Raw genomic sequence first — 26,046 nt, 5'->3', positions numbered from 1 at the left:
GCCCGTGACACATCGACGTCTGAAACGCAACAACCAGTTATCCGGTCCGCGGGCGAACACTGCCCCCACGAGATGGACCGGGATTACCACGTCCATTCGACGTACTCCGACGGCCGCTTTCTGTTCCAGATGGTCCGAGCAGCCGCCGAAGCAGACCTCGACGGGGTCGGCATCGCGGATCACTGCAGCGTCTCAGATCGCGAGGAGATCCAGGAACAGAAACACCTGCTGGGGTTCAATCTCGATCAGACCTACGAGCGGCGACGAGAGGCCATCGAACGGCTCCGCGAGGAGACGGACATCGCCATCTACGACGGGGTAGAGATGGATTATCACCCAGCGGAGGAGGGCCAGATCCGGTCGTTCCTCGACCGAGCTGGGTTCCAGTACGCCATCGGCAGCGTGCACCACCTCGAAGGCGTCAACGTCCACGTCGAGCGGTACTTCGAACGGCAAAGCGACGCCGACTGCGAGGCGCTGGTCGAGCAGTATTTCGATCAGCTCGTCGCCCTCGTCGAGTCCGAACTGTTCGACATCGCGGCCCACATCGACCTGATCGAGCGCAATCCGGCCCTGCGAGGATACGCCACCGAGAGCCAGTACCGCCGGGTCGCCGAAGCGTTCACCGACTCGCGGACGATCCCCGAGTTGAACGCCGGCCGTGCGCTCGGCGAGTACGGCGAGTTCCATCCCAGTCCCGAGTTTCTCGACGTGCTCGCGGAGTACGAGGTCCCGGTTACTGTCGGGACTGACGCACACAAACCGGGCGAGGTCGGCGAGCGCGTCCGGCACCTCGAACGCTATCTCGATCGGCGGAACATCCAGCCGGTAACGGTCGAGTTCTGAACGGTGGTCAAGTCGATCAGATCGTGCCTCGTTATTCGTCGTCGGATTCGTCGTCCCGATACGGATCGAGGAGTTCGTCCAGCAGCATACAGCGCGGGTCAGTCGACGGATAGTTCGTGTCGATGTACTCCTCGGCGGTGTCGAGTTCGCCCCGAATGGCGAACTGACGGACCCGAGCGGCCGTCTGGTAGAACTGATCGTCCGCCTCGGTGGTCCCTTCGGCTTCGCTGATGAGCGTCGTGCTCGGCAGCACCTGCTCGCGGAGTTCGTCGAAATCGAGCATCTCCGGTTCGTAATCGGCGACCTCCGAGAGCACGAGTTCGACGGCGAAGCGCTGGAACTCCGACTTGCTGGAAAACGACTCCTCCGAGACCATCTCTTCGACCCGGTCCATTACCGTCTCGGAGAATCGAACTGTCGACTTGACCATGTGTAACACACTACTCGCGTGGTTCCATGTAAGAATATCCCTTCGAACGACACGTGACAGGGACTCGATACCGGGTCTCCGTCCGATCACTGGGAGTTCGTCTCGGACCAGCGAGCGATTCCAGGCGTCCGAAAATCACGGCTGATACCTGCAGACTGCGAGTCGAGGTCGCACGAAGCGAGCGACGCTGGCGCGACCACAGCGGTCAAAGCGGGGAGACCCGGCGGCGGCGACCAGTCAGCGGAACTCGACGCCCAGGTCGTGCATCCCGTCGTTGTACTTGGCGACGTTGATGAGCAGCGGCGTGATGGCCTCGATCTCGGCGGCGTTGGCGAGCGGGCCGCCGTCGACGGGGCGCAGTCCCTCGATGTCACCGGCGAGTTCGCTGACGAAATCGACCGCGTCCTCGTCGTCGCCGACGACGACCGTGTCGATGCCCAGGTCGGCGTCGAGATTCGCCAGACGCGCGGCCGGGAGGTTGTGGAAGGCACCGACCACCGGCACGTCGTCGGGCGCGGCCCCCGCGGCGAGTTCCGTGACGCTGCCGGCGCCGGGCCGGTTGTAATGGAAGCCGTCTTCGTCGCGTTTCATCCCCACGGCGGGGCTGACGAAGATCGTGTTCTCGTCGACCTCGTCGGCGACGGCCTCGATGGTGTCTGCGAGGTGGTACGCGGGGACGGCGAGGACGACCACGTCGGCTCTGGCCGCGGCCTCGTCGTTTGCCAGGCCGGCGATGTCGACGTCGACGCCGCGGCTGTCGAGTTCGGTTTCGTACTCGTCGGCCTTGGCCGCGGCGCGGTCGGCCTCGCGCGACCCGACGATGACGTCGTGGTCGGTGTCGTAGGCCCACCGGAGCGCCAGTCCTTCGCCGATGTCGCCAGTCCCGCCCAGGAGTGCGATTCGCATATCCTACAGTTCGGCGTCTGCACGTTAAGCGTTGTGCGAGCGGCCGACGTTGCCGGTCTTCACTTCGTGATCGCCGTCGCGTAGTCACCGGTCGAGCCGATGCGAATAGCCAGCCACGACACCAGCCCGAACGGCACCAGGAACACCAGTCCACGCGCCGTGATCGCAGTGACGCCCGCCGTCGGAACGGGAACGAGCGCCGCGGCGAGGACGCTCGTCAGCGTGACGATGACGAGATACGGGAGGGGAACCCACGAGCGCTCCTCGTGGTTCGCCACGTCGTCGGCGTCGAGGACCAGATACACCACCGGCACGACGATCAGCAAGAGGGGTGCCGCGACGGCCAGTTGGGTGCGAGGGTTCGGCGGCGCGACGGCGGCCGCCCCGGCGAACGCGAGAAAGACCCCGAAGCCGAGCGCCCACGCCAGCACTGCGGGGTTGACGACCACCGGCTCGCGGTTCATACGAGCCATAGGCGACGCGAGGAACCTGTCAGTTTCGGTGGTTCACCGGCCGTCTCAAGAGGAGTCGAGCACGCTGGGCAGATCGTTGACCGAATCGAGCACCAGCGAGGCGCCCGCGCGCTCGTACTTCTCGCGTCCCGATTCGCCGGTGAGTCCGCCCGTCAGCACGCCGATGCCGTGGTACGACCGGTCGGGGTCGGCGTCCGCCGCGTTGACTGCCGTCCGGACGTCGTCGAGCGTGTCGCCGGTGAACGTCACCGTCTCGGCGTCCAGTCGGTCGGCCAGCGTCGTCAGCGCGCGTGGATGGGGTTTGCCCTCTTCCCAGTCGTCCATGGTGAACCGGTGGTCGTCGGGGACGTCCAGGCCGACCCGGTCGAGCGCGATGTCGGCTTCGGCAGCGGGGCGACCCGTGAGGACGCCGACCGCGAACGCGTCAGTGAGCCGGTTCACGGTCTCGGGGTCGATCAGCACCGGTTCGTCGTTGATGAACCCCGACGCGTCGAGGTCCGGGTCGCCGCCTTCGAGGTCGCGGTACAGGTCGCTACCGAGGTACAGTTGCTGGAAGACGTCCCGGAGTCGCTCGGTGTCCCAGGCGTCGTAGATCCGCTCGCGCTCGGCCGGTCCGACGGCGTCGACGACGACCGTCTCGGCGGCCGAGAGTCCGCCGCCGGTCGCGGCGATCATGTCGGTAAAGCCCTCGACGTCGCGGTCGAACCCGTACTGACGGGCGAGCACGAACAGCGCCGCCGCGTACGTCAGTTCCCAGTCGTTGTTGAACCCGCCGGCGTCCTTGAACTGCTGGATGTCGGCCCGGCTGATGGTGTCACTGTAGACCTGCTCGATCGATTCGACGATGGCCCGGCGGTACGAGTCGGCGACGTCGACGAGCACCCCGTCGATGTCGAGCACGACCGCATCTGCCTGCATGGACGGGCAAAGGAACTGGGGGTTGAAAACCGCTTCTGGTCTGTCGAGCGCCGATGGCGTCACTCGGGACCGGTGTCGTCGGCCACGAACAGCGTCCCGACCGGGAGCGTCTCCCGGCGGACGGGGACCAGCGGTTGCTCGCCACCGAGCGTGGTAAAGAGGAAGGCAGCGCCGTGCTCACGGGCGAGTTCGAGCGTCGGGCGGTGGAGTTCCGGCGGGAGATTGCGCGCGTAGATGGCGTCGGCGTCGGCGTACACGTCGGCCGCCGGCTCGGTGACGTCGTCGCGGACGAACCGGACGCCGTCCGGGACGGACTGATCGTAGACGTCAGTGGCGACGACCGAGCAGCCGCGGTCGGCGAGCGCGGCGGCGACGTCGGGCCGGTTGCCGACGCCGATTTCGACGAGGGCGTCGAAGGGAGCCAGTCGAGCGACGAGTGCGTCGTTACGAGAAGCGGACACGGCGGGATGTTTATGGGTGGTCCCACCATAGGCGTTGGCATGCACGTCGACATCGTGCCGGTCGGAGACGTCCCCGCAATGGTCAAACGGGAAGCCTCCGCCGGGCTGCGGACTGTCTACGACTGTGACGTGACGGTCCACGACGCCCAGCCCGTCCCCGACGGGTCCTACGATGCTAATCGCGACCAGTTCCGTGCCGAGGAGTTCATCGAACTCGCGAGCCGCACCGGCTCGGGGGAGAAGAACATCGCGATTACGCCGAAGGACCTGTTCTACCGCCGGCGCAACTACGTATTCGGGCTGGCGTATCTCGACGGGAACGGGAGCGTCATCTCCACGTATCGCTTACAGACGTCCTCCGACGGCGGGTTCTCAAACCGGTCGGCCGGCGACATCTTCTCGGATCGCGTCCGGAAGGAAGTCGTCCACGAGATCGGTCACACCCTCGGCCTGGAGCACTGCGACAACAAGCGCTGTGTGATGAACTTCTCGCCGACCGTGCGCGAAGTCGACGTCAAAGAAGAGAACCTCTGTGGGTCCTGCGCGCAGCTCGTGCTGTAACCGTCCCGTCTCGTTTTTCACCCGTCTAGTAGCCGCCCGGCCGCCGTCGAGTCCAGTCGCTCAGGCGGTGGCGAACGCCGGAAAACGGACGCCCGGTCAGGCGCTGGCTTTTTCGAGCGCTGCTTCGAGGTCGTCGGCCTGCGTGACGCCGACGAAGCGATCGACGATGCCGTCGTCGTTCTCGACGATGAGCGTCGGCAGGGAACGTACCTGGTACTCGTTGGCCACGTCCTGTTCCTCGTCGACGTTGACTTTCTCGAACTCGACCGACTCCCACTCGTCTTCCAGTTCATCGAGGATGGGGTCCTGCGTCTTACAGGGACCGCACCAGTCCGCGTAGAAATCCTTGAGCGTGACTGTCATTGGCCTACGCGGAACGTTGTCCAGCGGTCCCGATAAGGGTTTCCACTGTGGAGATATCGTCGGGATTCTCGAGCGCGCAAGGCGAAAAGCTTAGGCACCGGGGACGGCGATGGATCAGTATGAGTAGTCAAGACGGTGGCGGCCTGATGTCGAGTGCCGGGCTCGTCCGATACTTCGACGCCGAGGATCGGAACGCGATTCGGATCGACCCACGAACGGTCGTGGCGTTCGGTGGTCTGTTCGGGATCGGCGTTCAGATCCTGAACCTGATAATGTAGGCAGCCCGTTTTCGCGACGTTTTCAAGCGTTCGTTTCGTAGCCGCGCGTATGCATTTCGACCAGCGGACACAACAGGCGCTCCGCGAGGCCGGCCTCGACACCGACGAGATCGAGGCTGCCTCGGCGTCTGTCGTCGACGCCACGCAAGAAACGGCCGCGGAACTCGAAGCGTTCTTCGACGATCTCGACGCCGTTCACTCCGACATGGACATGGCCCACAGCAGCAGCGACGTCGTCGAGCACACCGTCGAGTACGTCGACCTCTACACCCACGGCGCCGACCTCCGCGGGTACCTCAAGTTCGACGGCTGGGGCGTCTACGTCGAGGACGGCCGCGTCCTCACCGACGACACCGTGGAGCTGACGCTCGGACCGACGGTCCACGACCGCGTGAAGTTCACCACCGACCCCGACGCGCTATGAACGTCCGCGTCCGCGGCATCTACAGCACCGCACTGACCGGCCTGCTCGCCGATCACGCCGACCTCTCGGTGGTCCAGCCCTCGCCGGCGATCGACGACCGGTTCGAAAGCGAGTTCGAACTCGTGCCGGCGGACGCGGCCGTCGAGACCACTGACGACCGCCAGGGCGTCGGCGTCACCGGCGACGGGGACGCGGTCGGCAGCGTCGGGGCGCTCCTCGCGGACGTAGGCCTGGACACGTTCGTCTGGACGGACCCGCTCCCGCGCGACGCGGTGTTCAACGGCGTGGTCCGGGAAACGCTGGGCAGCGGTGCCGTCGTCGACCTCGGCGACGGCGTCGGGCCGACCCCGCAGACTGGGGCGGCGTCGGTCGCCGCCAGCAACGGCGAGGGGTTCCTCCCGTTCAACAATTCACCGGACCACGTGACCGAGGGAGACCGCGTCCGCGTGCAGGTTCGCGAGCCCGCCGCCCCGTGGGGATCGGACCGGCCGCTGCTGGACGCGGACGTCAAACTCCCCGGAACGCTGGCCGGCCTGGTCCGGGGCGGGCGGCAGCGAACCGGGACTGGCCCCGCAGACATCGTCGATCTCATCGGCAGCGACCCGCTGGACGGCTGGGCCGTCCGCTGGGGGCGACTGGCCGACGACGCGGAGTTCAGTGCGCTCGACGACGCGCTGGCAGCGACGAACGCGAGGGCCGAGCGCATCGACGACGCGCTCGCGGAGGCGCCCGATCCCGACGACGAGGCCCCGGCCTGTCTCTGGGACGGCGCGGCGACGCTGTGGTGCTGGTTCGGCCGCGACGCGCGCTTCGCGCTCGACGAGGAGCGAGCCGCGAGCGTCCCGACCATGCCCGGCCACCACCGCATCAAGGCCGGCGACGACAGCGCCAGCGCGGCCGTCGACTTCGCGGAGGCGATCTGTGGCGACGTCGACGGGGACGGGGAGTCGAACTTCCCGTTCGACGTGGTGACCCGACAGTTCGGCCCGCGCGCCGACGACAGCGTCGAGATCGGCCACGGCAAACCCGACGGGAGGTACATCAGCCTCGGCCGGGGCGACGTGGCCGAGTTCGATCCCGCGGGAACGCTCACGTTGCGTCGGGAACTCACGCCCGGCGGCACCCTCGACGCGCTCGGCGTGGACATCGAAGCCGGCGACGTCGCGGTGACGAAGTTCAAGGAGGGGCGCTGGTGGTACGCGACGGTGTACCGCGACGCCGACAACGAGCGGAAGGGAACGTACGTCAACGTCTGTACGCCCGTCGAAGTGTTCCCCTCGACCGTCCGCTACGTCGACCTCCACGTCGACGTGGTCAAACACGGCGACGGCACGGTCGAGCGCGTGGACGACGACGAACTCGACGCGGCCGTCGACGCCGGACACGTCGCCGCGGACCTGGCCGAGAAAGCACGCGGCGTCGCCGCAGCCGTCGAGAACGCCCTCTAGCGGCGACGCCGCCAGGCCTCGATCCCGAGCCCGGCGAGTGCCGCGGTGACGTCGAACCCGGGACCGCTGGCGTCGGTCGTCGATCCTGCTCCTGTCCCCGTCCCTGTTTCTGTGGCCGTCTCGTTGCCCCGGAGAGACGCTGCGGCCGCGTCGGGGATCGGGAAGGTGTAGAGGCGATCCGTGATGGTGACGTCCTGTCGGCGATCGATCCCGCTGGGTGCGACGATGGCCTCGGTAGCGACCTGCGCGTTCCAGAAACTCGCCGCCTCCGAGTCGCGCCACGCGGCGACCTCGGTGGGACTCGCGGGGTCGCTCACGTCGAACACCTTGATCCCGCCCTGGTACCAGGACGTGTAGAGGTGGTCGCCGGCGAACTGGAAGTTGTGTGAGGTGGTCCACTCGCCGCTGTATCGGGGGTCCGACGACGGGGGCGGCGCGATGGTCGAGAGCCGACTGGGCGCCGTCGGGTCCGAGACGTCCCAGAGTTCGACCCCGCCCGGGCCGCCGCGGCCGTCGCCCTGTTCTGCGTCCCAGGATTCGATGCCGATACCGAGCACGGACGCGTCCTCGTCGACGGCCACGTAGTGGTCGTTGCCCGGCGGCTGGAGGGCTTCGAGGCCGCTCTGGGCCTGCCCCAGCGACGCCAGGGCGTCGGCCGACCGACCGCGGACCTGGGAGAGCAGCGAGGGAGAGCGCGGGTCCGAGACGTCGACGATCCAGGTACCGGCGTCCCAGTGTGCGAGATACGCTCTGTCGTCCTGCACGTAGACGTCGTGGACCGGCCACAGGCCGGGCCAGACGTCGCCCCACCGCTTCGACCGGTCGAAGAGCGACCAGGACCCGACCTGCGTCGGCTCGTCGCCGACTTCGACGAGCGTGAGACCGTTGCGCTGGTAGCGGTTGGCCGAAAGGTAGGCGACGCCGTCCGCGAAATAGCAATTGTGAATCGGATAGCTGGTCTCGTGGACGCCGAGTCGCTGCGGGTCGGCAGGATCGGACACGTCGTAGAAGATCGCGGCGTTGAGGGCGTTCTGTTTCGGGTTCGCCGGACCGACGACGACGAGTCGGTCGCCGTCGACCTTGGCGTCGTAGATCTGGGACAGTGGACCGGACGCGCGATCGGCGAGGAGGTTCCGTCGGTCGGCGAGGACGGTCGGGTTCGCCGGGTCGGCGACGTCGATCGTGGCGAAGCCGTCCGTCGCAGCCGCGTAGACGGTCGTCCCGTCGGGACCGACGACTGCCTCTTTGATGCCGTCGACCGCGACGGTACCGAGCGGGGCGAACGCGTCAGCCGTCGGTCGAGAGCGAGTGGAGGGCGCTCCGATCGCGACGCCGGAGCCGAGCGAGACGCCGACGGACGCAGATACGAACTGGCGGCGGCGCATACAGCGTAGTCGGTCGTGGCGCACCTATGGATTGTGGTCGGCCACGCCGTGCCGCGTCAGGTACAAACCCGCCAGTGTGCTAGACGGAGACATGGACGAAGACGAGCAGACGGACGCGGCCGCGGCCCTGACTGAACAGGAACGCGAGGCCCTCCACCAGGTCGAACTGGGACTCGAGTGGTTACAGCGGGCACACGGACACCTGATCGAGTTCCACCACAACACGGGGCACGCGATGGACCACCTGGCCGATGCAGAGACGATGCTCCGGGAGTGTGGGTACGAGGAGCTGGCGAACGCGCTCCGGGACCAGTACCTCCCCCGGGGCGTCATCGACGAGGACCGCTGGTCCTACGACGTGCTGGAGTGTTTCCAGGAGGACATTCTCGCAGACATCCGGACGTTCGAGACGGAAACGCGCGAGGCCGTCGCGGACGGCCAGCGTCACGTCGCAGAGCGGACCCAGAAGTGGGAGTGGCGAGAGCGGGCCAGGCGGGACTGATCAGGCGTCGATCTCGACGTCGTCAGTGACCAGCCGACTTCGGACGTAGGCGTCTAGCTCCTGGCGGACGACGTCGACGTCCACGTCGTCGATCGTCGCCTGCCGGAGGATCGCCCCGTCGATCACCGTCAGCAGCATCTCGGCGGTTCGGTCGGGATCGACGTCACGGAACGTTCCCTCGTCGATGCCGTTCCTGACGATCTCGGCCAGTTTCGACTGGATGAACTCCTCGTTGGCCGTGAACTGGCGCCGGTACGTTTCGTCGGTCGCCGCCTGGGCGCGCAGTTCCAGCACCGCGCGCAGGAAATCGGGTTCCTCGAACAGTTCGCCGAACGCGTGACGGAACGCGGACATGAGCTGATCGTAGGCGTTCCCCGACTCCTGGATGGGAACGTCGGCCTCCATCTGTTCGAGCATGAACCCGAGGAAATCGACGAGCAGCGCGTCCTTGCTGTCGTAGTGGTGATAGAGGAGCGACTTGCTCTTGTTGAACTCGTCGCTGATGCGCTGGATCGTCAGGTCCGCGTAGCCGTGTTTCGCGAGCGCCGCGTACGTCGCCTGCATGATGGCCTCGCGAGTACTCGTCGGCTCGTCGTCGAACAGCTCCATCGGCGGGGCCATTGTTGACTGAATATTCAATCACCCACAAATAACCTTTCGCATCACCGGACGTCCTGTACCTAAGTGGAAAGTTTTTTGTATTGAATGAACGTTCAATCAGAGCAAGTAGCTGAATGAACGTTCAATCAAAATCATGAGGGGTTCACAGATCGCGGTCGCACTGGTAGTCGTATCGTTGCTCGTGCCGACGTCGGTAGTAGCGTCGGTCAACGGGAGTCCAGAGTTCAAAGTCTCAGTTCCGAACGAAAAATTAACGCCAGACGAGAGTACGGACCTGACGGTCAAACTGACAAATCAAGGACAGCTCCAGGTGAGTTCGACCAGGAATCCCAGTCTGAACAACGAAGTGACGACTGCACGGGGTGTGGAAGTGGAACTGAAATCCAATGGGGCACCGATCAAAGTCCGAGACAACGCACAGACGAAGGCCCAGATAGCCAAGGGAACGTCGGCACCGTTCGATTTCGGGGTGACAGTCGCAGAGGACGCCGAGCCGGGGACCTACGAGATGGAAGTCGTCGTCGAGTACAAACACGCCATGACGGTCGGGGAACTCGAGGGCGGAGTAAACGAGAAAACGACGAAGCGACACTTCGACGTGGAAGTCGAGATCGAGGACAGAGCACGCTTCGAGATCGTCGACACTGAGACCAACGTCCGGGTCGGATCGTCGGGGACCGTGGACATGACGATGGAGAACGTCGGCACCGAGGCGGCCAGCGACACCACGGTCGCGATGCAATCGCCCAACGGTGACCTTACCTTCGGGAACGGAGCGAGTTCGGCAACGCGATACAAAGGCACCTGGCGGCCCGGCGAGCAAAAGACCGTCTCGTATCAGGTCAGAGCCTCTGAAGACGCCAAAGAACAGAGTTACGCCTTCACGGCAACCACTGAATTCGAGGACACCGACGGAGTGAACTATCAGTCCGACCCGCTCAAACTGGGCGTGACCCCGCTGCCGGAGATGGAGTTCTCCCTCAGCAACGTCTCGAGCGACCTCCAGGTGGGGGAAGAGCGGACGTTACGGGGAACAGTTACGAACGACGGGGAAACCGTCGCTCGCGACGTCGTCATGCGACTTACGACGGAAAACGAGAACGTCAATCCGACCGAACGAGAGTACTCAGTCGGCAATCTCGAACCCGGCGAGTCCGCGAACTTCGACTTCGCGGTCGAGATCAGCGACGGGGCCGAATCCGGCCCGCGACAGTTCTCCTTCGTCGCGGAGTACCGTGATAGCGATGACGAGATCAGAAAGAGCGACTCCCTGACGACGCGCCAGAAGGTCGGCGAGAAAACCGACACCTTCGACGTCGACGTCAAGAAGGGGAGCCTCTCGAACGGCCAGACCGCGAACCTCGAGGTCGTCGTGACCAACACCGCGAGCGAGACGATGACGGACATCTCGGCGAAGTTGTTCGCCGACGACCCGATCTCGGCCGGTGACTCCGAGGCGTACATCGACGAGTTGCAACCCGGGAACTCGACGACGATCTCGTTCACCGTCTCCGCCAGCGGCGCGATCGCGAAGGACTACCCGGTCTCGATGGACTTCCAGTACGACGACGAAGACGGCGACACGTTCGTCTCGGACACGTACCGGGAGCCGGTGACTGTCACCGAGAAACAGGGCGGCGGAAGCGGCGGCTTCCCGCTCGTGATCGTCGGGATCGGCGTCGCGGCGGTCGTCGGCATCGGCGGCTACTTCCGGTTCCGGTAACCCGCGGAGATTCGTTTCATACATGGACTACCAGCGCATCATCGACCGCGTCGACGAGACCATCGTCGAGCGGCCGGGCCGAATCATCCTGGCCTTTCTCGTCCTGACAGTCGTGTTCGGGACGGGGCTGGGCAGCGTCGGCACCTCGGCCGGAACGTCCCAGTTCACCACCGGATTGCCCGCAGAGAAAGCCTACACTGCAGTCAACGAGGACTTCGAGGACCCGTTCGCGACCGACACCGGGAACACACAGCTCATCCAGTCGAGTCAGAACGTCCTCTCGAAGCCCGCCTTGCTCCGGATGCTCCGGACCCAGGAACAACTCGAAGACCAGCAGGGGCTCCGCGTCTCCTCGACGTCGAGCGCTGCGGGCCTCGTCGCCCAGCAGCTAGACCCGAAGGCCAGCACCCCCGCCGAGCGGGTCGACGCCGTCGAACAGGCCACGCCGTCACAGGTCGAGGCTGCCGTCGCGCGGGCGGCCGAACAGAACCCCCGGTTCACGACGCTCGTCAGCACCGACTTCAACCGCCGCTCGGCGTCGGCGTCGGCGACGATCGGCCTCGTCGAACACGACGTGCCGGCCGGCATCTCCCAGAGTTCGGGCCAGGGTGGGTCAAGCCCCCTGACGCCGCTCCAGGAGCAGAGCCAGTTCATCGTCGAATCGGCCGACAGCGGCGACAGCATCGACGTGTTCGGCTCGGGGATCATCGCGAACGAGTTCTCCAACGTCATCACCGACTCGCTGCTGATCGTCGTTCCCGCGGCGGTCATCTTCATCACGTTCTTCCTCGTCATCGCCTACCGCGATCTGATCGACCTGCTGTTGGGAGTCGTCTCGCTGGCGATGGCGATCGTCTGGACGTTCGGGTACATGGGCCTCGCGGGAATCCCGTTCAGTCAGATGCTCATCACCGTCCCGCCGCTGTTGCTGGCGGTCGGGATCGACTTCGGGATCCACGCGGTCAACCGCTACCGCGAAGAGCAGGTCCAGGGGAAGGACGTCGAGACCTCGATGCGCATCACGACCGACCAGTTGATCGTCGCCTTCTTCATCGTCACCGGGACGACCGTGATCGGCTTCGCGGCCAACCTCACGAGTTCGCTCCCGCCGATTCAGGACTTCGGCGTCGTCGCATCGGTCGGGATCGTCTTCACGTTCCTCATCTTCGGCGTGTTCCTCCCGGCGGCGAAGGTGTACGTCGACAAGATACGCGAGCGCTATCCGATCCCGCAGATGAGCACGACGCCGCTGGGATCGGAAGGATCGGCGTTCAGTCGCGTGCTCCGGGGCGGCGTCGTCATCGCCGACCGCGCGCCGGCGATCTTCCTCCTGCTCATGCTCGTCACGAGCGGAGCGGCCGGGTACTACGCGACGGGCGTCTCCACCTCGTTCACCCAGGAGGACTTCCTGCCGCCGGAGGACAACCCCGACTGGGTCATGCAGCTCCCCGAGCCGTTCCGTCCCCACGACTACACGGTCACCGAGCAGACGAACTTCCTCGAAGACAAGTTCGCCTCGACGCAGAGCGACTCGGCGACGGTCTACGTCCAGGGAGCGATGACGAGGGACACGGCGCTCGAGGACATCCACAAGGCCGGCGAGAACCCGCCAGACAGCATCGTCACCGACGACCGACGCGCCGACAGCACGAGCATCGTCACCGTCATTCAGTCCCACGCCGAGCGGGACGAGGAGTTCGCCGCACTCGTCGCGCGCAACGACCGCGACGACGACGGGGTGCCCGACGACAACCTGGAACAGGTCTACGACGCCCTGCTATCCTCCCCGGCGCGCGACCAGGCGCTGCGGTACATGACCGAAGACCGCCGGAGCGCCCGCGTCGTCTACACCGTCGAGGCCGAGGCCAGCCAGGGCGAGATCACGGCGGACTCCCGGGAGCTGGCTGACCGCTACCGCGACACAGCGATCGCGACCGGACAGATCGTCGTGTTCCAGGCCGTCTCGGACGTCATCTTCGAGTCCGCGATCCAGAGCCTCGCCGTTGCACTCCTGGGTGCGACGCTGTTCCTGGTGCTGGTCTACTGGGTACTGGAAGGCGAGGCGTCGCTCGGCATCGCGAACACCATCCCAATCGTGGTGACGGTGGCGCTGCTGGCCGGGACGATGCGTTTCCTCGAGATCCCGTTCAACGCGCTCACGGCGACGATGCTGGCGATCACCATCGGCCTGGGGATCGACTACTCCGTCCACGTCGTCCACCGCTTCGCCGACGAGCGCCAGGAACGGCCGCTCATGCCCGCACTCGACCGCACGGTGCGCGGCACCGGGGGCGCGCTGATGAGCAGCATGTTCACCACCGTGTTCGGCATCGGCGTGCTCGCGCTCGCGCTGTTCCCCGCCATCGGCCAGTTCGGCATCCTGACGGCGATGAGCATCGTCTACGCGTTCCTCACGTCGATTTTCGTCCTCCCCGCGGTGCTCGTCCTCTGGGACCGCTACACGCCCCACGACCTGGGCGCCGGCCAGCACTCGGCCCAACCGGAACTCGGCCCGGAACCGGCGACGGCAGTCCCCGGTCCCGAGATGGACGGCGAGAGCGACTGACGTACCGATTTCCTCGTGGGGATGCGCTCGCTCCGCTCGCCCACTACTCCTCGCAAAAATCTACGCTAAAAATGGCTGCTGGCTCGGTCTTCGTCGTCGGCGCGTAGCACCGGCTACCAGAGGGACCTTCGGTCCCTCGCTGACCTCGCCAGCAGTGAACCGCCTCGCTCGCGTTGCTCGCTCGGCGGATGCTGACGTGCGCAACACAGCACCGATACTGGGCAGCGAGCGTCCGTGTGACTAGCGACAGAGCGGGGCGAAAAATCCCGACGATGAAAAGAGATGGGACCCAAGGAGAGGTATGCTCGCACCCGACCTCTCCGGACAGACGGCACTCGTGACTGGCAGCGCGAAAGGCGTCGGCCGCGAATTGCTCCTCGCACTCGCTGCCTGTGGCGCAGACGTGGCCGTCCACTACCGGACGAGCGACGACGAAGCCGCCGAAGTGGCCGGGCGCGCCCGAGAGAGCGGCGTCGACGTGACGACCGCACAGGCCGACGTCACGGACCCCGACGACGTGGACGCGCTGTTCGAGACCGTCGAGGCGGAGTTGGGAACCGTGGACGTTCTCGTCAACAACGTCGGTGCGTTCGCGCCCGAGCACTGGGAGGACATGGATTTCGAGACGTGGAATACGGTACTGGAAACGAATCTGAACGGCACGTACCTCTGCTCGAAGCGTGCGCTCCCGGGGATGCGCGCCCAGGGGGCCGGCCGGATCGTCAACGTCGGCTATGCGAGCGCGGAGCGAGCGCTCGTCAGCCCGAAGAACTTCCCGTACTTCGTCGCCAAGACGGGCGTAGTAATGTTCACGCGGATGCTCGCGGCCGACACCCAGTCAGAGGGCATCACGGTCAACGCCGTCTCGCCGTACGTGGTCGAGAACTCCGACGAGTTCCCCGACGAGCTCCCGCGCGGGCGCCCGGCGAGTTTCGAGGACGTGATACAGCCCGTACTCTTTTTTGCTGCTCCTGATAGCGACTACGTCAGCGGTGCGAACGTGGAGGTTTCCGGCGGGTGGCTCCCCGAAACGGTTTGACAAATCCCTTACAAGCTCCGGAACGCTTTTTTTATATCGGGTCGGCCCTCCGGTGTGGCAGCAACGAACCCGGACGACAGTGACGGAGGTATCGCCGAGTCAGTTGTCGAGTTCCTCATCGAGCGCGTACTCACGTTCCCGTGGGCCGGTGGCCTCGTAGCGGGGAGCGGAGCGTTCGTGCTCGGATATCTACTCCTGGGCGCGTATTATCTCGCCGGGGTCATCAAGGAGCTTCCCGGTGCCGCGTCGGAGAAGGCGATGCAGCTGGGCTTTATTCTCTACAACGCACACACGATAACGCTCATTCCCGAAGCAGCGGAGCCACTCCCGTCCGGGCAGTCGATCGCGCGAACGCCGTTCTCGCTGCTCGCGAACGCGACGGACGCCGGCCTGTACTACGCCGTCCCGATCCTCGCGATCCTGGGGGTCACCGTCGCCTTCACGTACTGGCACGACCCGGACGAGCGGAGCGTCGCACTTGCGGTCATGACCGGACTGTCGATGACCATCGGGTACCTCCTGCTCGCGCTCGTCGGGACGTTCCTCTTCGTGCAGACCCAGCAGACGAACCCGGCAAACGGGACCTCCATTGCGATCGCGTTCCACCCGAACCGCGTTCAGACGCTGCTCTACGGAACGCTGTATCCGCTCGTGGTCGGGACCGTCGCCAGCCTGCCGACGCAGGCCATCGTCACGAACGAGGGGTGAAGAGAAAGAAGCGACAGCAGCTCAGAGCGGACGAATCGTCGGGATTAGCTGCCGTGGCCGCTGATCGCGTTGACGAATCGGTTGAGCGTCCCGTCTTTCTGCTGCTCGTTTTCGACCGGGATCGACTCGTCGTCGTCGGCTGCCGACGCGGCGTCGGCCGACGTCTCCACGTCGTCGGCCGGCGAGTCCGCGTGAATGTCGTCGACGGTCGGCGCGTCCCCAGGCGAGTCGCTGGCAGCGTCTTCGGGGACTGGTTCGAGCGTGCTGGTGATCCGCGGCGTCTCGCCCTCGCCGATGTCGAGGACGGCCGCGGGGTCGGTCGCGACGTCGCGACCGATGAGCAGGCGGACGACGAGCGTCCGGTAGGGCCGAAGCGGGTCGACGCCGGGAGTGTCGAGATCGGGGATGGTCGCGAGATGGTCGACCCCGACGATGTCGAGAATTTCCTCGTCAGAGAGACCAGGGGCGTGTCGAGAGATGATGAGACCGCCGACGGTGCCGCCGACGGTATCGACGAACTCGACGGTTTTCTCCGCGTCGAGGACGGCTGCCTTCGTCGGCGTCGTCATCACGAGGGTTTCGTCGGCCACCGCGATGGGGACCGCTGTTTCACGAGTGATACCACTTGACGTGTCGAGGACGACAGTGTCGTACTGGTTGGCGAGGTCCTCCACGACGCCGGTGAGCGCTTCCGGATCAGCGGTCGCGAAGGCGTCGAGTTCAGTCGCGCCTGGTAAGACGTCGAGTCGACCCGGCGTGTCCAGGACGTCTTCGGACTCCTCGATGATAGCCTCGTCAAGCGAACACTGGCCGCCCAGGACGTCGTGAATCGTCAGCTCGTGGGTCAGCCCGATCACCTCTTTCAGGTTAGACATGGCGAGGTCCGTGTCCACGAGCACGACCGCCCGGCCGGTCGCCCGCAACGTGGCCGCCAGATTCGCTGCCGTCGTCGTTTTGCCGACACCACCCTTGCTGCCGGCAACTGCATACACTGTTCCAGGCATCATCTGTGATATTCCCCGCACGCACAATAAAGAGGCACTACCGTTCGTGTCATTCAATTCCTGATTCTGGCCATTTACCGCGGTGAGAACCCATTTTCACCGATGATATCAAACGGTAGCGCCACTCTCGTTGCAGTCCTGGTTATCACACGTGAAAACTGCCAGTGGGCGTGAACGATGGCCGAACACGCACCGTTCACGGTCGGATCGCTGGGCGTAGGTGGTGGTCGGCCGGGGTGGCGGGCAACCCACGAGTACGACCGCGTCGACGAGGGGAACCGACAGGGTTTCACTGGGTGCGCCCGTGACAGCGCATAGATGACCAGAGAGAACATCGAGGTCCGCGGGGCTGAGGAACACAACCTCAAGGACGTCGACGTGACAATCCCGCGCGAGGAGTTGACCGTCGTGACGGGACTGTCGGGGTCGGGGAAGTCCTCGCTCGCGTTCGAGACGATCTACGCCGAGGGCCAGCGGCGCTACATCGAGTCGCTGTCGGCATACGCCCGGAACTTCCTCGGCCAGATGGACAAACCACAGGTCGAGAACGTCGAGGGGCTCTCGCCCGCGATCAGCATCGACCAGAAGAACGCCGCGAACAACCCCCGTTCGACCGTCGGGACGGTGACGGAGCTCCACGACTACCTGCGACTCCTCTACGCACGGGTCGGCACTCCGCACTGTCCCGAGTGTGGCCGCGAAGTCGGCGAGCAGAGCGCCCAGCACATGGTCCGGCGGGTGCTCGAACTCCCGGAAGGCACGAAAGCCAAGCTGGCTGCCCCGGTCGTCCGCGATCAGAAGGGCGCGTTCGAGGACCTGTTCGACGAGCTGGTCAGCGAGGGGTACAGCCGCGTCGAGGTCGACGGCGAGAGCTACGACCTCACCATGGACCGCCCCGACTTAGACGAGAACTACGACCACACCGTCGACGTGGTCGTCGACCGCGTGAAGGTCAGCCCGGACGCTCGCTCGCGCATCACCGACTCCGTCGAGACCGCCCTTGAGAAAGGCGAGGGGGTTCTGAAGGTCATCCTCCCGAACCCACCGGCAGACGTGGAACTGGGGGGCGCGACGGCCCGCGCGACCGGCGATCTCGCCGACGACGAAGCGGCCGAGAACGCAACCGACGACGATCGGCTCGTCGTCGAGTTCTCCGAGGACCTGGCCTGCACTCACTGTAACATCGACATCTCGGAGATCGAGACGCGCAGTTTCTCCTTCAACTCCCCCCACGGCGCGTGTCCGGAGTGTGAGGGCATCGGCTCCACGAAGGAGGTCAGCGAGGACCTCGTGATCCAGGACCCGTCGAAGCCGCTCAAGCACGTCTTCGAGCCCTGGAGCTACAACCGGACGTACTACTCGCGCCAGCTCGACAACGTCGCCGAGCACTTCGGCGTCAGCCTCGACACGCCGTTCGAGGACCTGGACGAGGACGTCCAGCGGCAGTTCCTCTACGGCACCGACGGCGTGGTCCACTTCGAGTGGACGACCAAGAACGGCACCCGCGAGAAGACCGAGCGCTTCGAGGGCGTCATCAACAACCTCGAACGCCGGTACGTCGAAACCGACAGCGACCGGGCGCGCGACCACATCGAGGAGTACATGGCCGTCACCACCTGTCCCGAGTGTGAGGGAACGCGGCTCAAGGCCGAGTCCCGCGCCGTTCTGGTCGAGGACACCGACATCACGGAGGTCAACCGAATGTCCATCGGCGACGCCCTGGAGCACTTCGAGGGCATGGAGGAACACCTCGACGAGCGCGACACGAAGATCGCCGAGGAGATCTTAAAAGAGATCCGCGCCCGCCTGGGCTTCATGTGCGAGGTCGGCCTCGAGTACCTGACCCTGGACCGTGAGGCGTCGACGCTCTCCGGTGGGGAGAGCCAGCGCATCCGCCTGGCCACGCAGATCGGCTCCGGGCTCGTCGGCGTGCTGTACGTGCTCGACGAACCCTCCATCGGCCTCCACCAGCGGGACAACGACCGGCTGCTGAACACCTTGGAGGAACTCCGCGACATCGGGAACACGCTGCTGGTCGTCGAACACGACACGGAGACGATGCGCCGCGCCGACAACATCATCGACATGGGCCCCGGCCCCGGCAAGCGCGGCGGCGAGGTCGTCGTCAACGGCGACTTCGACGAGGTCGTCGACTGCGAAGAGAGCACCACCGGCGAGTACCTCGCGGGCGAGCGGACCATCCCCGTCCCCGAGGAACGGCGCGACCCCGACGGCCACATCACCATCGCGGGCGCCCGCCAGCACAACCTCGACGATCTGGACGTGGACCTCCCGCTGGGTTCGTTCACCGCCATCACGGGCGTCTCGGGCTCCGGGAAGTCCACCCTGATGCACGACATCCTCTACAAGGGACTCGCTCGCCGGATGAACGACAACACCTCCGTCGATCCCGGCGAGCACGACGACATCGAGGGCCTCGACGAGATCGAGACCGTGCGCCTGATCGACCAGTCGCCCATCGGGCGCACCCCGCGCTCGAACCCCGCGACCTACACGGACGTGTTCGACCACATCCGCGAGCTGTTCGCCGAGACCAGTCTCGCGAAACAGCGCGGCTACGAGAAGGGTCGCTTCTCGTTCAACGTCAAGGGCGGCCGCTGTGAGGGCTGTGGCGGCCAGGGCACGGTGACGATCGAGATGAACTTCCTCTCTGACGTGCAGGTGCCCTGTGAGGAGTGTGACGGCGCGCGCTACAACGACGAGACGCTGGACGTGACGTTCAAGGGCAAGACCATCGCGGACGTCCTCGACATGAGCGTCGCGGAGGCCTACGAGTTCTTCGAGAGCCACAGCCAGATCCGCCGCCGGCTCAAGCTCCTGAAAGACGTCGGCCTGGGCTACATGCGACTGGGCCAGCCCTCGACGACGCTTTCGGGCGGGGAGGCCCAGCGGGTCAAGCTCGCCGAGGAACTCGGAAAGAAAGACGCCGGCGAGACCCTGTACCTGCTGGACGAGCCGACCACCGGGCTGCACCCCGAAGACGAGCGCAAGCTCATCGACGTGCTCCACCGGTTGACCGACAACGGCAACACCGTCGTCGTCATCGAGCACGAACTCGATCTCGTGAAAAACGCCGACCACATCGTCGACCTCGGCCCCGAAGGCGGCGAGAACGGCGGCGAGGTCGTCGCGACGGGGACGCCCGAGGCCGTCGCCCGCTCAGAGGACTCCTACACCGGTCGCTACCTCCGTGACCTGCTTCCGGCCGTCGATCTGGAGGGACCGCGCGCCGACCGGGAACACGCCGCCGCGGTGACCGACGCCGAAACGGAGACGGAAGCCACCGGCGCGGGCGACGACTGACCACGACGCGAATTTTTGCTGTTAGACGCTGTCGTCGGTGACGGCCTCGTCTGACGGAGCTGTTTCCGTCGTCTCGGCGATCAGTTGTTCCGCGGTTCGGAGGGCCGACGCGCTGAGGCGCGGGCCGACCTCGTCAATGGAGAGCAGGAGCGCCGTGGCCCTCGCGGGGTCAGCGTCGCCGCGTTCCGCGGCTCGGATCAGGACCGCGAGTGACCCGGCCACGGGAATCGAGAGGGTCCGACAGCACTTCCGTAGCGGATTGTCGTCAGTAATGACGACGGCGTCGGGAGCGGCGAGCGCGTGGGCAAGCAGCAGGATGTCTCCGTTGTAGGTAACCCGATCGACGTCGCGGCCGAGATGCATCGCCGCGTACTGGACGTACTGGTCGGGCGGTGGGGCTGCGATCTGTAACCAACCAGCGTCGACGGCTCTCTCAAGCACTGTCGCAGCCGGTCGGCCGACGATCTCCTGGTCGACCGGCACTGGCATCCACAGCACGCCCGCCATCGTCCGCAGAAGGTCCGTCGCACCGATCTCGGCGAAGGTGATGAACACGTCAGCGTCGATCAGGAGCGTTCGGTCGGTCCGATTCATCGGAGCACCTTGACGTCCCGTTCGATGTCCGTCGCGTCGTCGTTCGAGAGGGTGTCCCGGTCGTTGGCTGCCGCCATCATCTCACCGATGGTGAGGCCTGCGAGTTCGGCCGCTCCTCGCATGCCGACCTCTCCGTTTCTGTAGCGTTCCAGCGCAATCTCGATCAGTTCGTCGCGAACGCAGGTGCGGATCGCGTCTCGAACGACGTCGTTCCGACTGCCACCGCGAATCTCGACCAATCGATCCAGCAGCGCCACCTCCCCTTCCCGCAGTCGGGTAGTGACGGTCTCCATGCCTACTAGGGTGGGCGCTCGGAGGTATATCGCCTCTTGCCGGCGGGTTGCCGTCTGCCCACTGATGGTCAGGATTCGTCGAAACGCTCAGGAGGGAGAACGTCCACTGAGAGGTATGGACGCTGATCGACGGGCCGGCGTCATTATGCTGCTGGGCCTCACCAGCGGCGTCGGCCTCTTCCTGCTCATGGGCCAGTTCGGCTACACGGGCCCGCTCCGCTGGGCCGCGCTGGCGCTGGGCGTCGCCGTTCCGAGCGGGATCATCGGACATTTCCAGGATCGGGAGCCACCGGGTGCTGACTGACAGCCACGTACTGATCCAAGCAGTCGAGGAACCCAGGCGCCGAGACGGCTATCCGTCTAGGAGTGCAATTCGTTCGCATGACTCGCATCTACGCCGCAATGGCGGACTCCCTGCTCGTGGCGACCGAAGAAGCGGGGGACGTCCGCGTCACCGAGCGGCTGCGAACCCACGACCTCAAGTGCGTACTCGCGACGGCCGCACGACCCGACCGCGTGCTCGTCGGCACCTTCGACGACGGACTCTACCGGAGCACTGATCGCGGCGACACTTTCGAGCGAGTCGGAGCAGACACCATCGAGTCGTCGACAGTGATGTCACTGGCAGCCAGTCCCGCTGACCCGGACGTGGTGTGGGCCGGAACGGAACCCAGCGCCGTCTACCGGTCGACGGACGGCGGGGAAACCTGGCGCCGACGACCGGGGGTGACCGACCTGCCGTCGGCAGCCGGGTGGTCGTTTCCGCCGCGGCCGTCCACCCACCACGTCCGCTGGCTGGAGGTCGATCCACGCGACCCCGAACACCTCTACGTCGGGATCGAAGCGGGCGCACTGATCCGGACGGACGACGGCGGCGAAACCTGGCGGGACCACCCCGACGGAGCGCGCAGGGACAATCACTCGATGGCGACGCACCCGGATCGCGAAGGCCTCGTCTACACGGCCGCGGGCGACGGGTTCGCGGTCTCCAGAGACGGCGGCGACACGTGGTCGCATCCACAGGACGGGCTGGACCATCGATACTGCTGGAGCGTCGTCGCAGACCCGGGAGATCCGGACCGACTCGTCGTGTCCGCCGCACGCGGCGCACGGACGGCCCACTTTCCCGGCGCGGCCCAGTCGTACGTCTACCGGCGCGACGGGCGCGACGCGGCGTGGCAGCGCGTCGACAGCGACGTCTTGCCGACCGGTGAGGGAGTCCTCCGCGCGGTGCTCGCGACGACGGGGGAAGCAGGCGTCGTCTACGCGGCGAACAACCACGGCCTGTTCCGCTCTGCCGACGCCGGCTCGTCGTGGGACGCTCTCGACGTCCCGTGGCCGGAGCGGTTCGAGTCACAGACGTGCCGCGGACTGGCGGTCGTCGCATAGCGAACAGGGGACACGGCGGCTCCGACGGACGGTGTGTCCCACGACCGCGACCCGTCCGCCGGCAGGAGTCAGGTCACGTCGCGGGCTGGTCCCGTCCACATACGTGAACTTTCGCTGGCGAAGGGGCGCAGGGCAGGGAACAACGAAAGTATTTGTCGCACGAGACGGACTCCAGTGACATGTACGACTTCGTCGTGGTGGGTGCCGGGCCGGCGGGTTCGCGGTTCGCCCGCCGGGCCACCGAGTGTGGGCACGACGTCCTCGTCTTCGAGCAGGGAGAGGTGGGGAAGCCGCTGGCCTGTTCGGGCCACGTCAGCACGGACGTCTGGGAGTACACCCCGCCGGGGGCGCGTGAGGAACTCCTCCAGAACGAGGTGTCCGGCGCACGGTTCCACCGCGGTGGCCCCGAGAGCGACGCGCATCCCTTCTACAAGGACGAGGTGATCTCGAACGTGATCGACCGCGTCGGCCTGGACAAAACACTCGCGGACGCGGCCCGTGACGCCGGTGCGGACCTCAGAGAGCGACACACGGTCCTGTCGGTGCGCGAGCGGCGCGACCACGTGGAGGTGACGGCCCGCGGACCGGACGGGACTGATACGTATCAGGCGCGCATGGTCGTGGGCTGTGACGGGCCACGGTCACGCGTCCGGACCGAACTCGGCCTCCCGGAGCCGGGTGAGTTGCTCCACGGCGTCCTCGGATTCACCGAGGAGCCCGACCACGACGATTTCGTGGACGTCCACCTGACAGTCCCGACGTTCTTCGCCTGGCGCATCCCGCGCGGGGACGCCGGCGTGGAGTACGGCCTGGCGACGCCGCCCGGCGACGACGTGCGCGCCGAGTTCGAGGCCTTTACCGACGCGTACGGCGCCGAGACGACCCGTCGCTGTTCGGGACTGATTCCAATCGGCCCACCGAAGCGCGTGACGGGGCGGCGGGGGTTCCTGATCGGGGACGCCGCCGCCCAGACCAAGCCGTTCACCGGGGGCGGCATCCTCTACGGGATGACGGCCGCCGACCACGCTGCACGGGAGATCGATCCGACAGATCCGGGGTCGCTCGGGGACTACGAGCGGGCCTGGCGCGACGACCTGCGCTCGGAGATTCGCCTGGGCCACCTCGTCAGGGCCGGCTACTCGATGCCGGGACCGGTTCAGGAAGTCGGCATGCGAGCGTTCTCTGGTGAGATCGGCGTCCACATGGACCGACCGAGCACGATGTTCTCGACGGAACAGTTGAAAGCGCTGCTGTCGCGCACCTGAGACTGAGCCTGAAGGCGCTCCCGGCCGTGTGACGAGACATGCGCGCTTCAAGATTCACACTGGCTGCGGCCGTCCTCGCACTGCTGGCCTGCCCGCTGGCGATCATCGCTCCCTTCGCCCTGAACGTCCCGCCCGGGCCGCGCGGCGGGATCTCGCTGTCGGGACTCGTCGGCGGCATCTTCGCAGGATACAACGTCTACGCGGTCTGGCGAAGCGGCCGACCGCACTTCGCAGCGGCGGTGATGGCGACTGTCTTCGGCGTCTGGCTCATCCTCGCGCCGCTCCAGTACGACGTGGACGCACCCATGATCGCGACGACGCAGTTCGCCGGTATGGTGCTCGCGTCCTTCGGCGGCTTCTCCGCGCTGGAGGCAGTGCAATCGCGCTGGGTCGACGCCGGCGAGCGGGCGACAACGAGAGACTGACGAGTACCGCGGTCCAGCCCTGGCTCCCGTCGTCAGTCCTCGTCGCCGTCGGACGAGAGGTTCTGGACGACGCCGACGGTTCCCTGGAAGCCGTTGTCGAGCGGGAGCAGGGAGATCGAGAGGTCGGCAGTCAGGTGCTGGCCGGACGCGTCCCGGGCCGCGACGGTCATCTCGCAGGTCCGCCTCCCCGTTTCGAGGAGTTGACGAATCGCCGAGCGGCAGCGCTCGACGTCTCGATCACGGAGCAGAACTGAGACGTGTTCCCCCACGAGCGACGCCCGGTCGTAGCCGGCTGCCGACGACAGCGCGGCGTTCACGTACGTGAACCGACCGTTGCTATCGAGCGTGTAGATCGGCACGCCAGCGACCTCGACGACCGACCGAAAGCGTTCGACCGCGTCTTCGGAGTCGAGGGGAGTGACACACATGAGCGAAACTCGCCGAACGGTAATTATAGCCTTTTTGTAACCGTGGTCGACCCGGAACCGCTCACTCGGCAGCCGGATACGTCGGCAGTCGCGCAGAGGCGTCCGACCCGTCGACGAACGGGAGGTCGACGACGGACGCGGCCACGTCCTCGCCCGCGACGCGGACGGTCAGGTCCTCGGCGTCGGTCTCGAAGTCGACGAACGCGAGCGCGATCGGCTCCTCGCGGTCAGGGCTGTCGACGGCGCGCGTCACTTCGCCGACGGCGCTGTCACCGGCGAAGACGGCTGCGCCGGCGTCGGGGACCGCCTCGACGGTGAGCCCGACGAGTCGCTGGCTGGGTCGGCCGCGGTTCTCGACGCGGGAGACGACTTCCTGGCCGACGTAACAGCCCTTCTCGAAGTCCAGGGCGTTGCGGACGCCGGCGACGTTGGGAATGCGGCCCTCCAGTTCCGTCTCGAACAGTGGCGTCCCGGCCTCCAGGGTCAGCGTGTCCCAGGTTCGGTAGCCGAAGGGAGCGGCGTTCATCCCGCGGTTGACGAGCGTATCGAACACGTCTTCGGCAGCGTCGGCGGCACAGATCACCTCGTAGCCCTCCTCGCCGGCGAGGCCGTCGCCGCGAACGACGGTGACGCCGGCGTCGACCATGGACCCGCGGACGAACGAAAGGTGTTCGTCGGGCGAGGCGGCCTTGTTGAGGACGCTGGCGATCTTCTCGGTCGCCTTGGGGCCGTGGACGCCGAAGACGGCGAAGTCGTCAGTGGCGTCGCGGATCGACACGTCCTGGATGAACGTCTTGCTCTCCCAGTCCTCGGCGACGGCGTCGGTCCGTGACGGGGGCACGAAGACGAGGAGGCGCTCGCCGGCGTTGTAGACGTACATTTCGGTCGTGATCGCGCCCTGTGGGTCGAGCAAGAGTGCGTAACAGCCCTGGCCGTCGGTCGCGGGGACGCGGTTGGAGACGGCGTTGTCGACGAACTCGCGGCGGTCGTCGCCGTCGACGACGAGGACGCCGTAACCGAACTCACAGACGCCGACGACCTTGCGGACGGCGCGGTGGGTTCGCTCCGGACGACCGTAGGTGTCGACGACGCGGCGACCGCCACGTTCCGTGAACGTCGCTCCGTGATCCTCGTGGACGTCCTGGAGGACAGTCATCACCGAGAAAAGGACCGTCGACGGCGTTAAAGCACCGGTTCGGGACGGTCCGTTAGCGGCCGAGCCACGCGCGAATCTGGTCCAGCAGGGACTGGTCTTCCTCGGGGTCGTACTGCCCGATGGCGTGGTCCTCGGGGACGATCACTGTGCGGTCGTCCTCGTCGGTCGCTTCGATGAGTCCGTCGGCTTTCAGGTCCGCGAGCGCGGTTTCCAGTTCGTCGATGTCTGCGTCCACACGGGAACGTAGCTCGAAAACGGTCATGCCCTCGTCCCGTCGGTCGGCGAGAGCGTCCAGCACCGCGACCTGCGTGTCGCTGCGGTTGCGGTACTCCCGCTTTGCCCTCATACTCCCCCGTTCGGCCGGGTGGGTCTTACAGTTGTCCCTCGGCCCCACCGTGACGGCCTGTACCCAGTCGCAGCGTGCGCGGTCTCCTCCGCCGCACGGAACACGGTCACATCCGGACGCAGCTAAACTGCGTGCCAGCTATTTTCGAAATAATGACTCATCACATCTGG

General features: G+C 66.1%; 29 protein-coding genes. 15 read left to right on the top strand and 14 right to left on the bottom strand.

Translation table 11 applies throughout. The features are described from left to right. Positions 1-72: 72 nt before the first annotated feature. Complete coding sequence (locus MU553_RS19415; protein WP_247380739.1) at positions 73-846, top strand: histidinol-phosphatase HisJ family protein; 774 nt, start codon at positions 73-75, stop codon at positions 844-846. A gap of 31 nt (positions 847-877) precedes the next feature. On the opposite strand, the gene MU553_RS19410 is transcribed toward MU553_RS19415, so the two are convergent. The 5 genes from MU553_RS19410 to MU553_RS19390 form a co-directional block, all read right to left on the bottom strand. Then, positions 878-1,276, bottom strand: coding sequence for a transcriptional regulator (locus MU553_RS19410; RefSeq protein ID WP_247380738.1), 399 nt, complete (start codon positions 1,274-1,276; stop codon positions 878-880). A gap of 237 nt (positions 1,277-1,513) precedes the next feature. Further along, a complete protein-coding gene (npdG, locus tag MU553_RS19405) occupies positions 1,514-2,182 on the bottom strand; it encodes an NADPH-dependent F420 reductase (protein ID WP_247380737.1) in 669 nt (222 codons plus the stop codon). 59 nt (positions 2,183-2,241) lie between these two features. Continuing rightward, positions 2,242-2,646 (bottom strand): hypothetical protein, encoded by a 405-nt coding sequence (locus tag MU553_RS19400; RefSeq protein ID WP_247380736.1) that lies wholly within the window; start codon positions 2,644-2,646, stop codon positions 2,242-2,244. Positions 2,647-2,700: 54 nt separating this feature from the next. Continuing rightward, positions 2,701-3,573, bottom strand: a complete 873-nt coding sequence (locus MU553_RS19395) for a TIGR01548 family HAD-type hydrolase (protein WP_247380735.1) — start codon at positions 3,571-3,573, stop codon at positions 2,701-2,703. Between the two features lie 59 nt (positions 3,574-3,632). Next, positions 3,633-4,034: a UPF0146 family protein gene (locus MU553_RS19390; RefSeq protein WP_247380734.1), complete on the bottom strand. Its 402-nt coding sequence runs from the start codon at positions 4,032-4,034 to the stop codon at positions 3,633-3,635. A 39-nt stretch (positions 4,035-4,073) separates the two neighbouring features. On the opposite strand from MU553_RS19390, the gene MU553_RS19385 reads away from it, so the two are divergent. Further along, a complete protein-coding gene (locus MU553_RS19385; protein WP_247380732.1) occupies positions 4,074-4,595 on the top strand; it encodes an archaemetzincin family Zn-dependent metalloprotease in 522 nt (173 codons plus the stop codon). A 96-nt stretch (positions 4,596-4,691) separates the two neighbouring features. Here the strand turns inward: MU553_RS19385 and MU553_RS19380 are convergent, their stop codons facing one another. Beyond that, entirely contained in the window at positions 4,692-4,958 is a 267-nt protein-coding gene (locus MU553_RS19380; RefSeq protein WP_247380730.1) for a thioredoxin family protein, read from the bottom strand. Positions 4,959-5,077: 119 nt separating this feature from the next. Here MU553_RS19380 and MU553_RS19375 point away from each other — a divergent pair, with 119 nt between their 5' ends. Genes MU553_RS19375 through MU553_RS19365 form a run of 3 tightly spaced genes read left to right on the top strand, consistent with a single transcriptional unit; the run spans position 5,078 to position 7,108 of the window. After that, entirely contained in the window at positions 5,078-5,236 is a 159-nt protein-coding gene (locus tag MU553_RS19375; RefSeq protein WP_247380729.1) for a preprotein translocase subunit Sec61beta, read from the top strand. A gap of 49 nt (positions 5,237-5,285) precedes the next feature. Next, on the top strand, positions 5,286-5,660 hold the full coding sequence (locus MU553_RS19370) for a DUF7532 family protein (RefSeq protein WP_247380727.1): 375 nt from the start codon (positions 5,286-5,288) through the stop codon (positions 5,658-5,660). Next, positions 5,657-7,108: a ribonuclease FAU-1 family protein gene (locus MU553_RS19365; protein WP_247380724.1), complete on the top strand. Its 1,452-nt coding sequence runs from the start codon at positions 5,657-5,659 to the stop codon at positions 7,106-7,108. Before MU553_RS19370 ends, MU553_RS19365 begins: the two co-directional genes overlap by 4 nt. Here MU553_RS19365 and MU553_RS19360 read toward each other — a convergent pair. Further along, a complete protein-coding gene (locus MU553_RS19360; protein WP_247380723.1) occupies positions 7,105-8,493 on the bottom strand; it encodes an LVIVD repeat-containing protein in 1,389 nt (462 codons plus the stop codon). The two genes, MU553_RS19365 and MU553_RS19360, sit on opposite strands and share 4 nt — an antisense overlap. Positions 8,494-8,584: 91 nt before the next feature. Between MU553_RS19360 and MU553_RS19355 the strand changes: the two genes are divergently transcribed. Further along, entirely contained in the window at positions 8,585-8,995 is a 411-nt protein-coding gene (locus MU553_RS19355; protein ID WP_247380721.1) for a hypothetical protein, read from the top strand. Here the strand turns inward: MU553_RS19355 and MU553_RS19350 are convergent, their stop codons facing one another. Then, positions 8,996-9,616 (bottom strand): TetR/AcrR family transcriptional regulator, encoded by a 621-nt coding sequence (locus MU553_RS19350; RefSeq protein WP_247380719.1) that lies wholly within the window; start codon positions 9,614-9,616, stop codon positions 8,996-8,998. It abuts the gene before it with no gap. A gap of 310 nt (positions 9,617-9,926) precedes the next feature. Here MU553_RS19350 and MU553_RS23805 point away from each other — a divergent pair, with 310 nt between their 5' ends. The 4 genes from MU553_RS23805 to MU553_RS19330 all read left to right on the top strand — a co-directional run bounded on the left by MU553_RS23805 (position 9,927) and on the right by MU553_RS19330 (position 15,652). Next, positions 9,927-11,339: a COG1361 S-layer family protein gene (locus MU553_RS23805; protein WP_247380718.1), complete on the top strand. Its 1,413-nt coding sequence runs from the start codon at positions 9,927-9,929 to the stop codon at positions 11,337-11,339. Positions 11,340-11,361: 22 nt separating this feature from the next. Next, positions 11,362-13,905 carry an efflux RND transporter permease subunit gene (locus MU553_RS19340; RefSeq protein WP_247380717.1) on the top strand — a complete coding sequence of 848 codons (2,544 nt, stop codon included), beginning with the start codon at positions 11,362-11,364 and terminating at the stop codon, positions 13,903-13,905. 301 nt (positions 13,906-14,206) lie between these two features. Beyond that, positions 14,207-14,944: an SDR family NAD(P)-dependent oxidoreductase gene (locus MU553_RS19335; protein ID WP_247380716.1), complete on the top strand. Its 738-nt coding sequence runs from the start codon at positions 14,207-14,209 to the stop codon at positions 14,942-14,944. A gap of 54 nt (positions 14,945-14,998) precedes the next feature. Then, a complete protein-coding gene (locus MU553_RS19330) occupies positions 14,999-15,652 on the top strand; it encodes a DUF7978 family protein (protein WP_247380715.1) in 654 nt (217 codons plus the stop codon). 44 nt (positions 15,653-15,696) lie between these two features. Here MU553_RS19330 and MU553_RS19325 read toward each other — a convergent pair whose 3' ends face one another. After that, on the bottom strand, positions 15,697-16,656 hold the full coding sequence (locus MU553_RS19325) for a MinD/ParA family ATP-binding protein (RefSeq protein WP_247380714.1): 960 nt from the start codon (positions 16,654-16,656) through the stop codon (positions 15,697-15,699). Positions 16,657-16,974: 318 nt separating this feature from the next. On the opposite strand from MU553_RS19325, the gene uvrA reads away from it, so the two are divergent. After that, positions 16,975-19,980 (top strand): excinuclease ABC subunit UvrA, encoded by a 3,006-nt coding sequence (gene uvrA, locus MU553_RS19320; RefSeq protein ID WP_247380713.1) that lies wholly within the window; start codon positions 16,975-16,977, stop codon positions 19,978-19,980. A 21-nt stretch (positions 19,981-20,001) separates the two neighbouring features. Here the strand turns inward: uvrA and MU553_RS19315 are convergent, their stop codons facing one another. Both MU553_RS19315 and MU553_RS19310 read right to left on the bottom strand, forming a co-directional pair. Then, positions 20,002-20,574 carry a PIN domain-containing protein gene (locus MU553_RS19315; RefSeq protein WP_247380712.1) on the bottom strand — a complete coding sequence of 191 codons (573 nt, stop codon included), beginning with the start codon at positions 20,572-20,574 and terminating at the stop codon, positions 20,002-20,004. Beyond that, the gene (locus tag MU553_RS19310; RefSeq protein WP_247380711.1) at positions 20,571-20,867 is read right to left on the bottom strand and encodes a UPF0175 family protein; all 297 of its coding nucleotides are present in this window, start codon (positions 20,865-20,867) and stop codon (positions 20,571-20,573) included. The genes MU553_RS19315 and MU553_RS19310 overlap by 4 nt, the downstream gene beginning before the upstream one ends. Before the next feature lie 115 nt (positions 20,868-20,982). Here MU553_RS19310 and MU553_RS19305 point away from each other — a divergent pair, with 115 nt between their 5' ends. The 4 genes from MU553_RS19305 (at position 20,983) to MU553_RS19290 (ending at position 23,946) form a co-directional block, all read left to right on the top strand. Beyond that, entirely contained in the window at positions 20,983-21,171 is a 189-nt protein-coding gene (locus MU553_RS19305; RefSeq protein ID WP_247380709.1) for a hypothetical protein, read from the top strand. A 77-nt stretch (positions 21,172-21,248) separates the two neighbouring features. Continuing rightward, positions 21,249-22,256: a WD40/YVTN/BNR-like repeat-containing protein gene (locus tag MU553_RS19300; RefSeq protein WP_247380707.1), complete on the top strand. Its 1,008-nt coding sequence runs from the start codon at positions 21,249-21,251 to the stop codon at positions 22,254-22,256. A 179-nt stretch (positions 22,257-22,435) separates the two neighbouring features. Next, complete coding sequence (locus tag MU553_RS19295) at positions 22,436-23,521, top strand: geranylgeranyl reductase family protein (protein WP_247380704.1); 1,086 nt, start codon at positions 22,436-22,438, stop codon at positions 23,519-23,521. 38 nt (positions 23,522-23,559) lie between these two features. Continuing rightward, the gene (locus MU553_RS19290) at positions 23,560-23,946 is read left to right on the top strand and encodes a hypothetical protein (RefSeq protein ID WP_247380702.1); all 387 of its coding nucleotides are present in this window, start codon (positions 23,560-23,562) and stop codon (positions 23,944-23,946) included. A 32-nt stretch (positions 23,947-23,978) separates the two neighbouring features. On the opposite strand, the gene MU553_RS19285 is transcribed toward MU553_RS19290, so the two are convergent. The 3 genes from MU553_RS19285 to MU553_RS19275 form a co-directional block, all read right to left on the bottom strand. Then, complete coding sequence (locus MU553_RS19285; RefSeq protein ID WP_247380700.1) at positions 23,979-24,374, bottom strand: PAS domain-containing protein; 396 nt, start codon at positions 24,372-24,374, stop codon at positions 23,979-23,981. 61 nt (positions 24,375-24,435) lie between these two features. Next, a complete protein-coding gene (gene ygfZ / locus MU553_RS19280; protein WP_247380698.1) occupies positions 24,436-25,530 on the bottom strand; it encodes a CAF17-like 4Fe-4S cluster assembly/insertion protein YgfZ in 1,095 nt (364 codons plus the stop codon). 52 nt (positions 25,531-25,582) lie between these two features. Further along, positions 25,583-25,876 (bottom strand): DUF6432 family protein, encoded by a 294-nt coding sequence (locus tag MU553_RS19275; protein ID WP_247380696.1) that lies wholly within the window; start codon positions 25,874-25,876, stop codon positions 25,583-25,585. Positions 25,877-26,046: the final 170 nt, after the last annotated feature.

The sequence above is a fragment of the Halorientalis brevis genome (assembly GCF_023077655.1).
The sequence above is the reverse complement of the archived record's forward strand: the minus strand, read 5'-3'. Positions and strand labels throughout refer to the sequence as shown.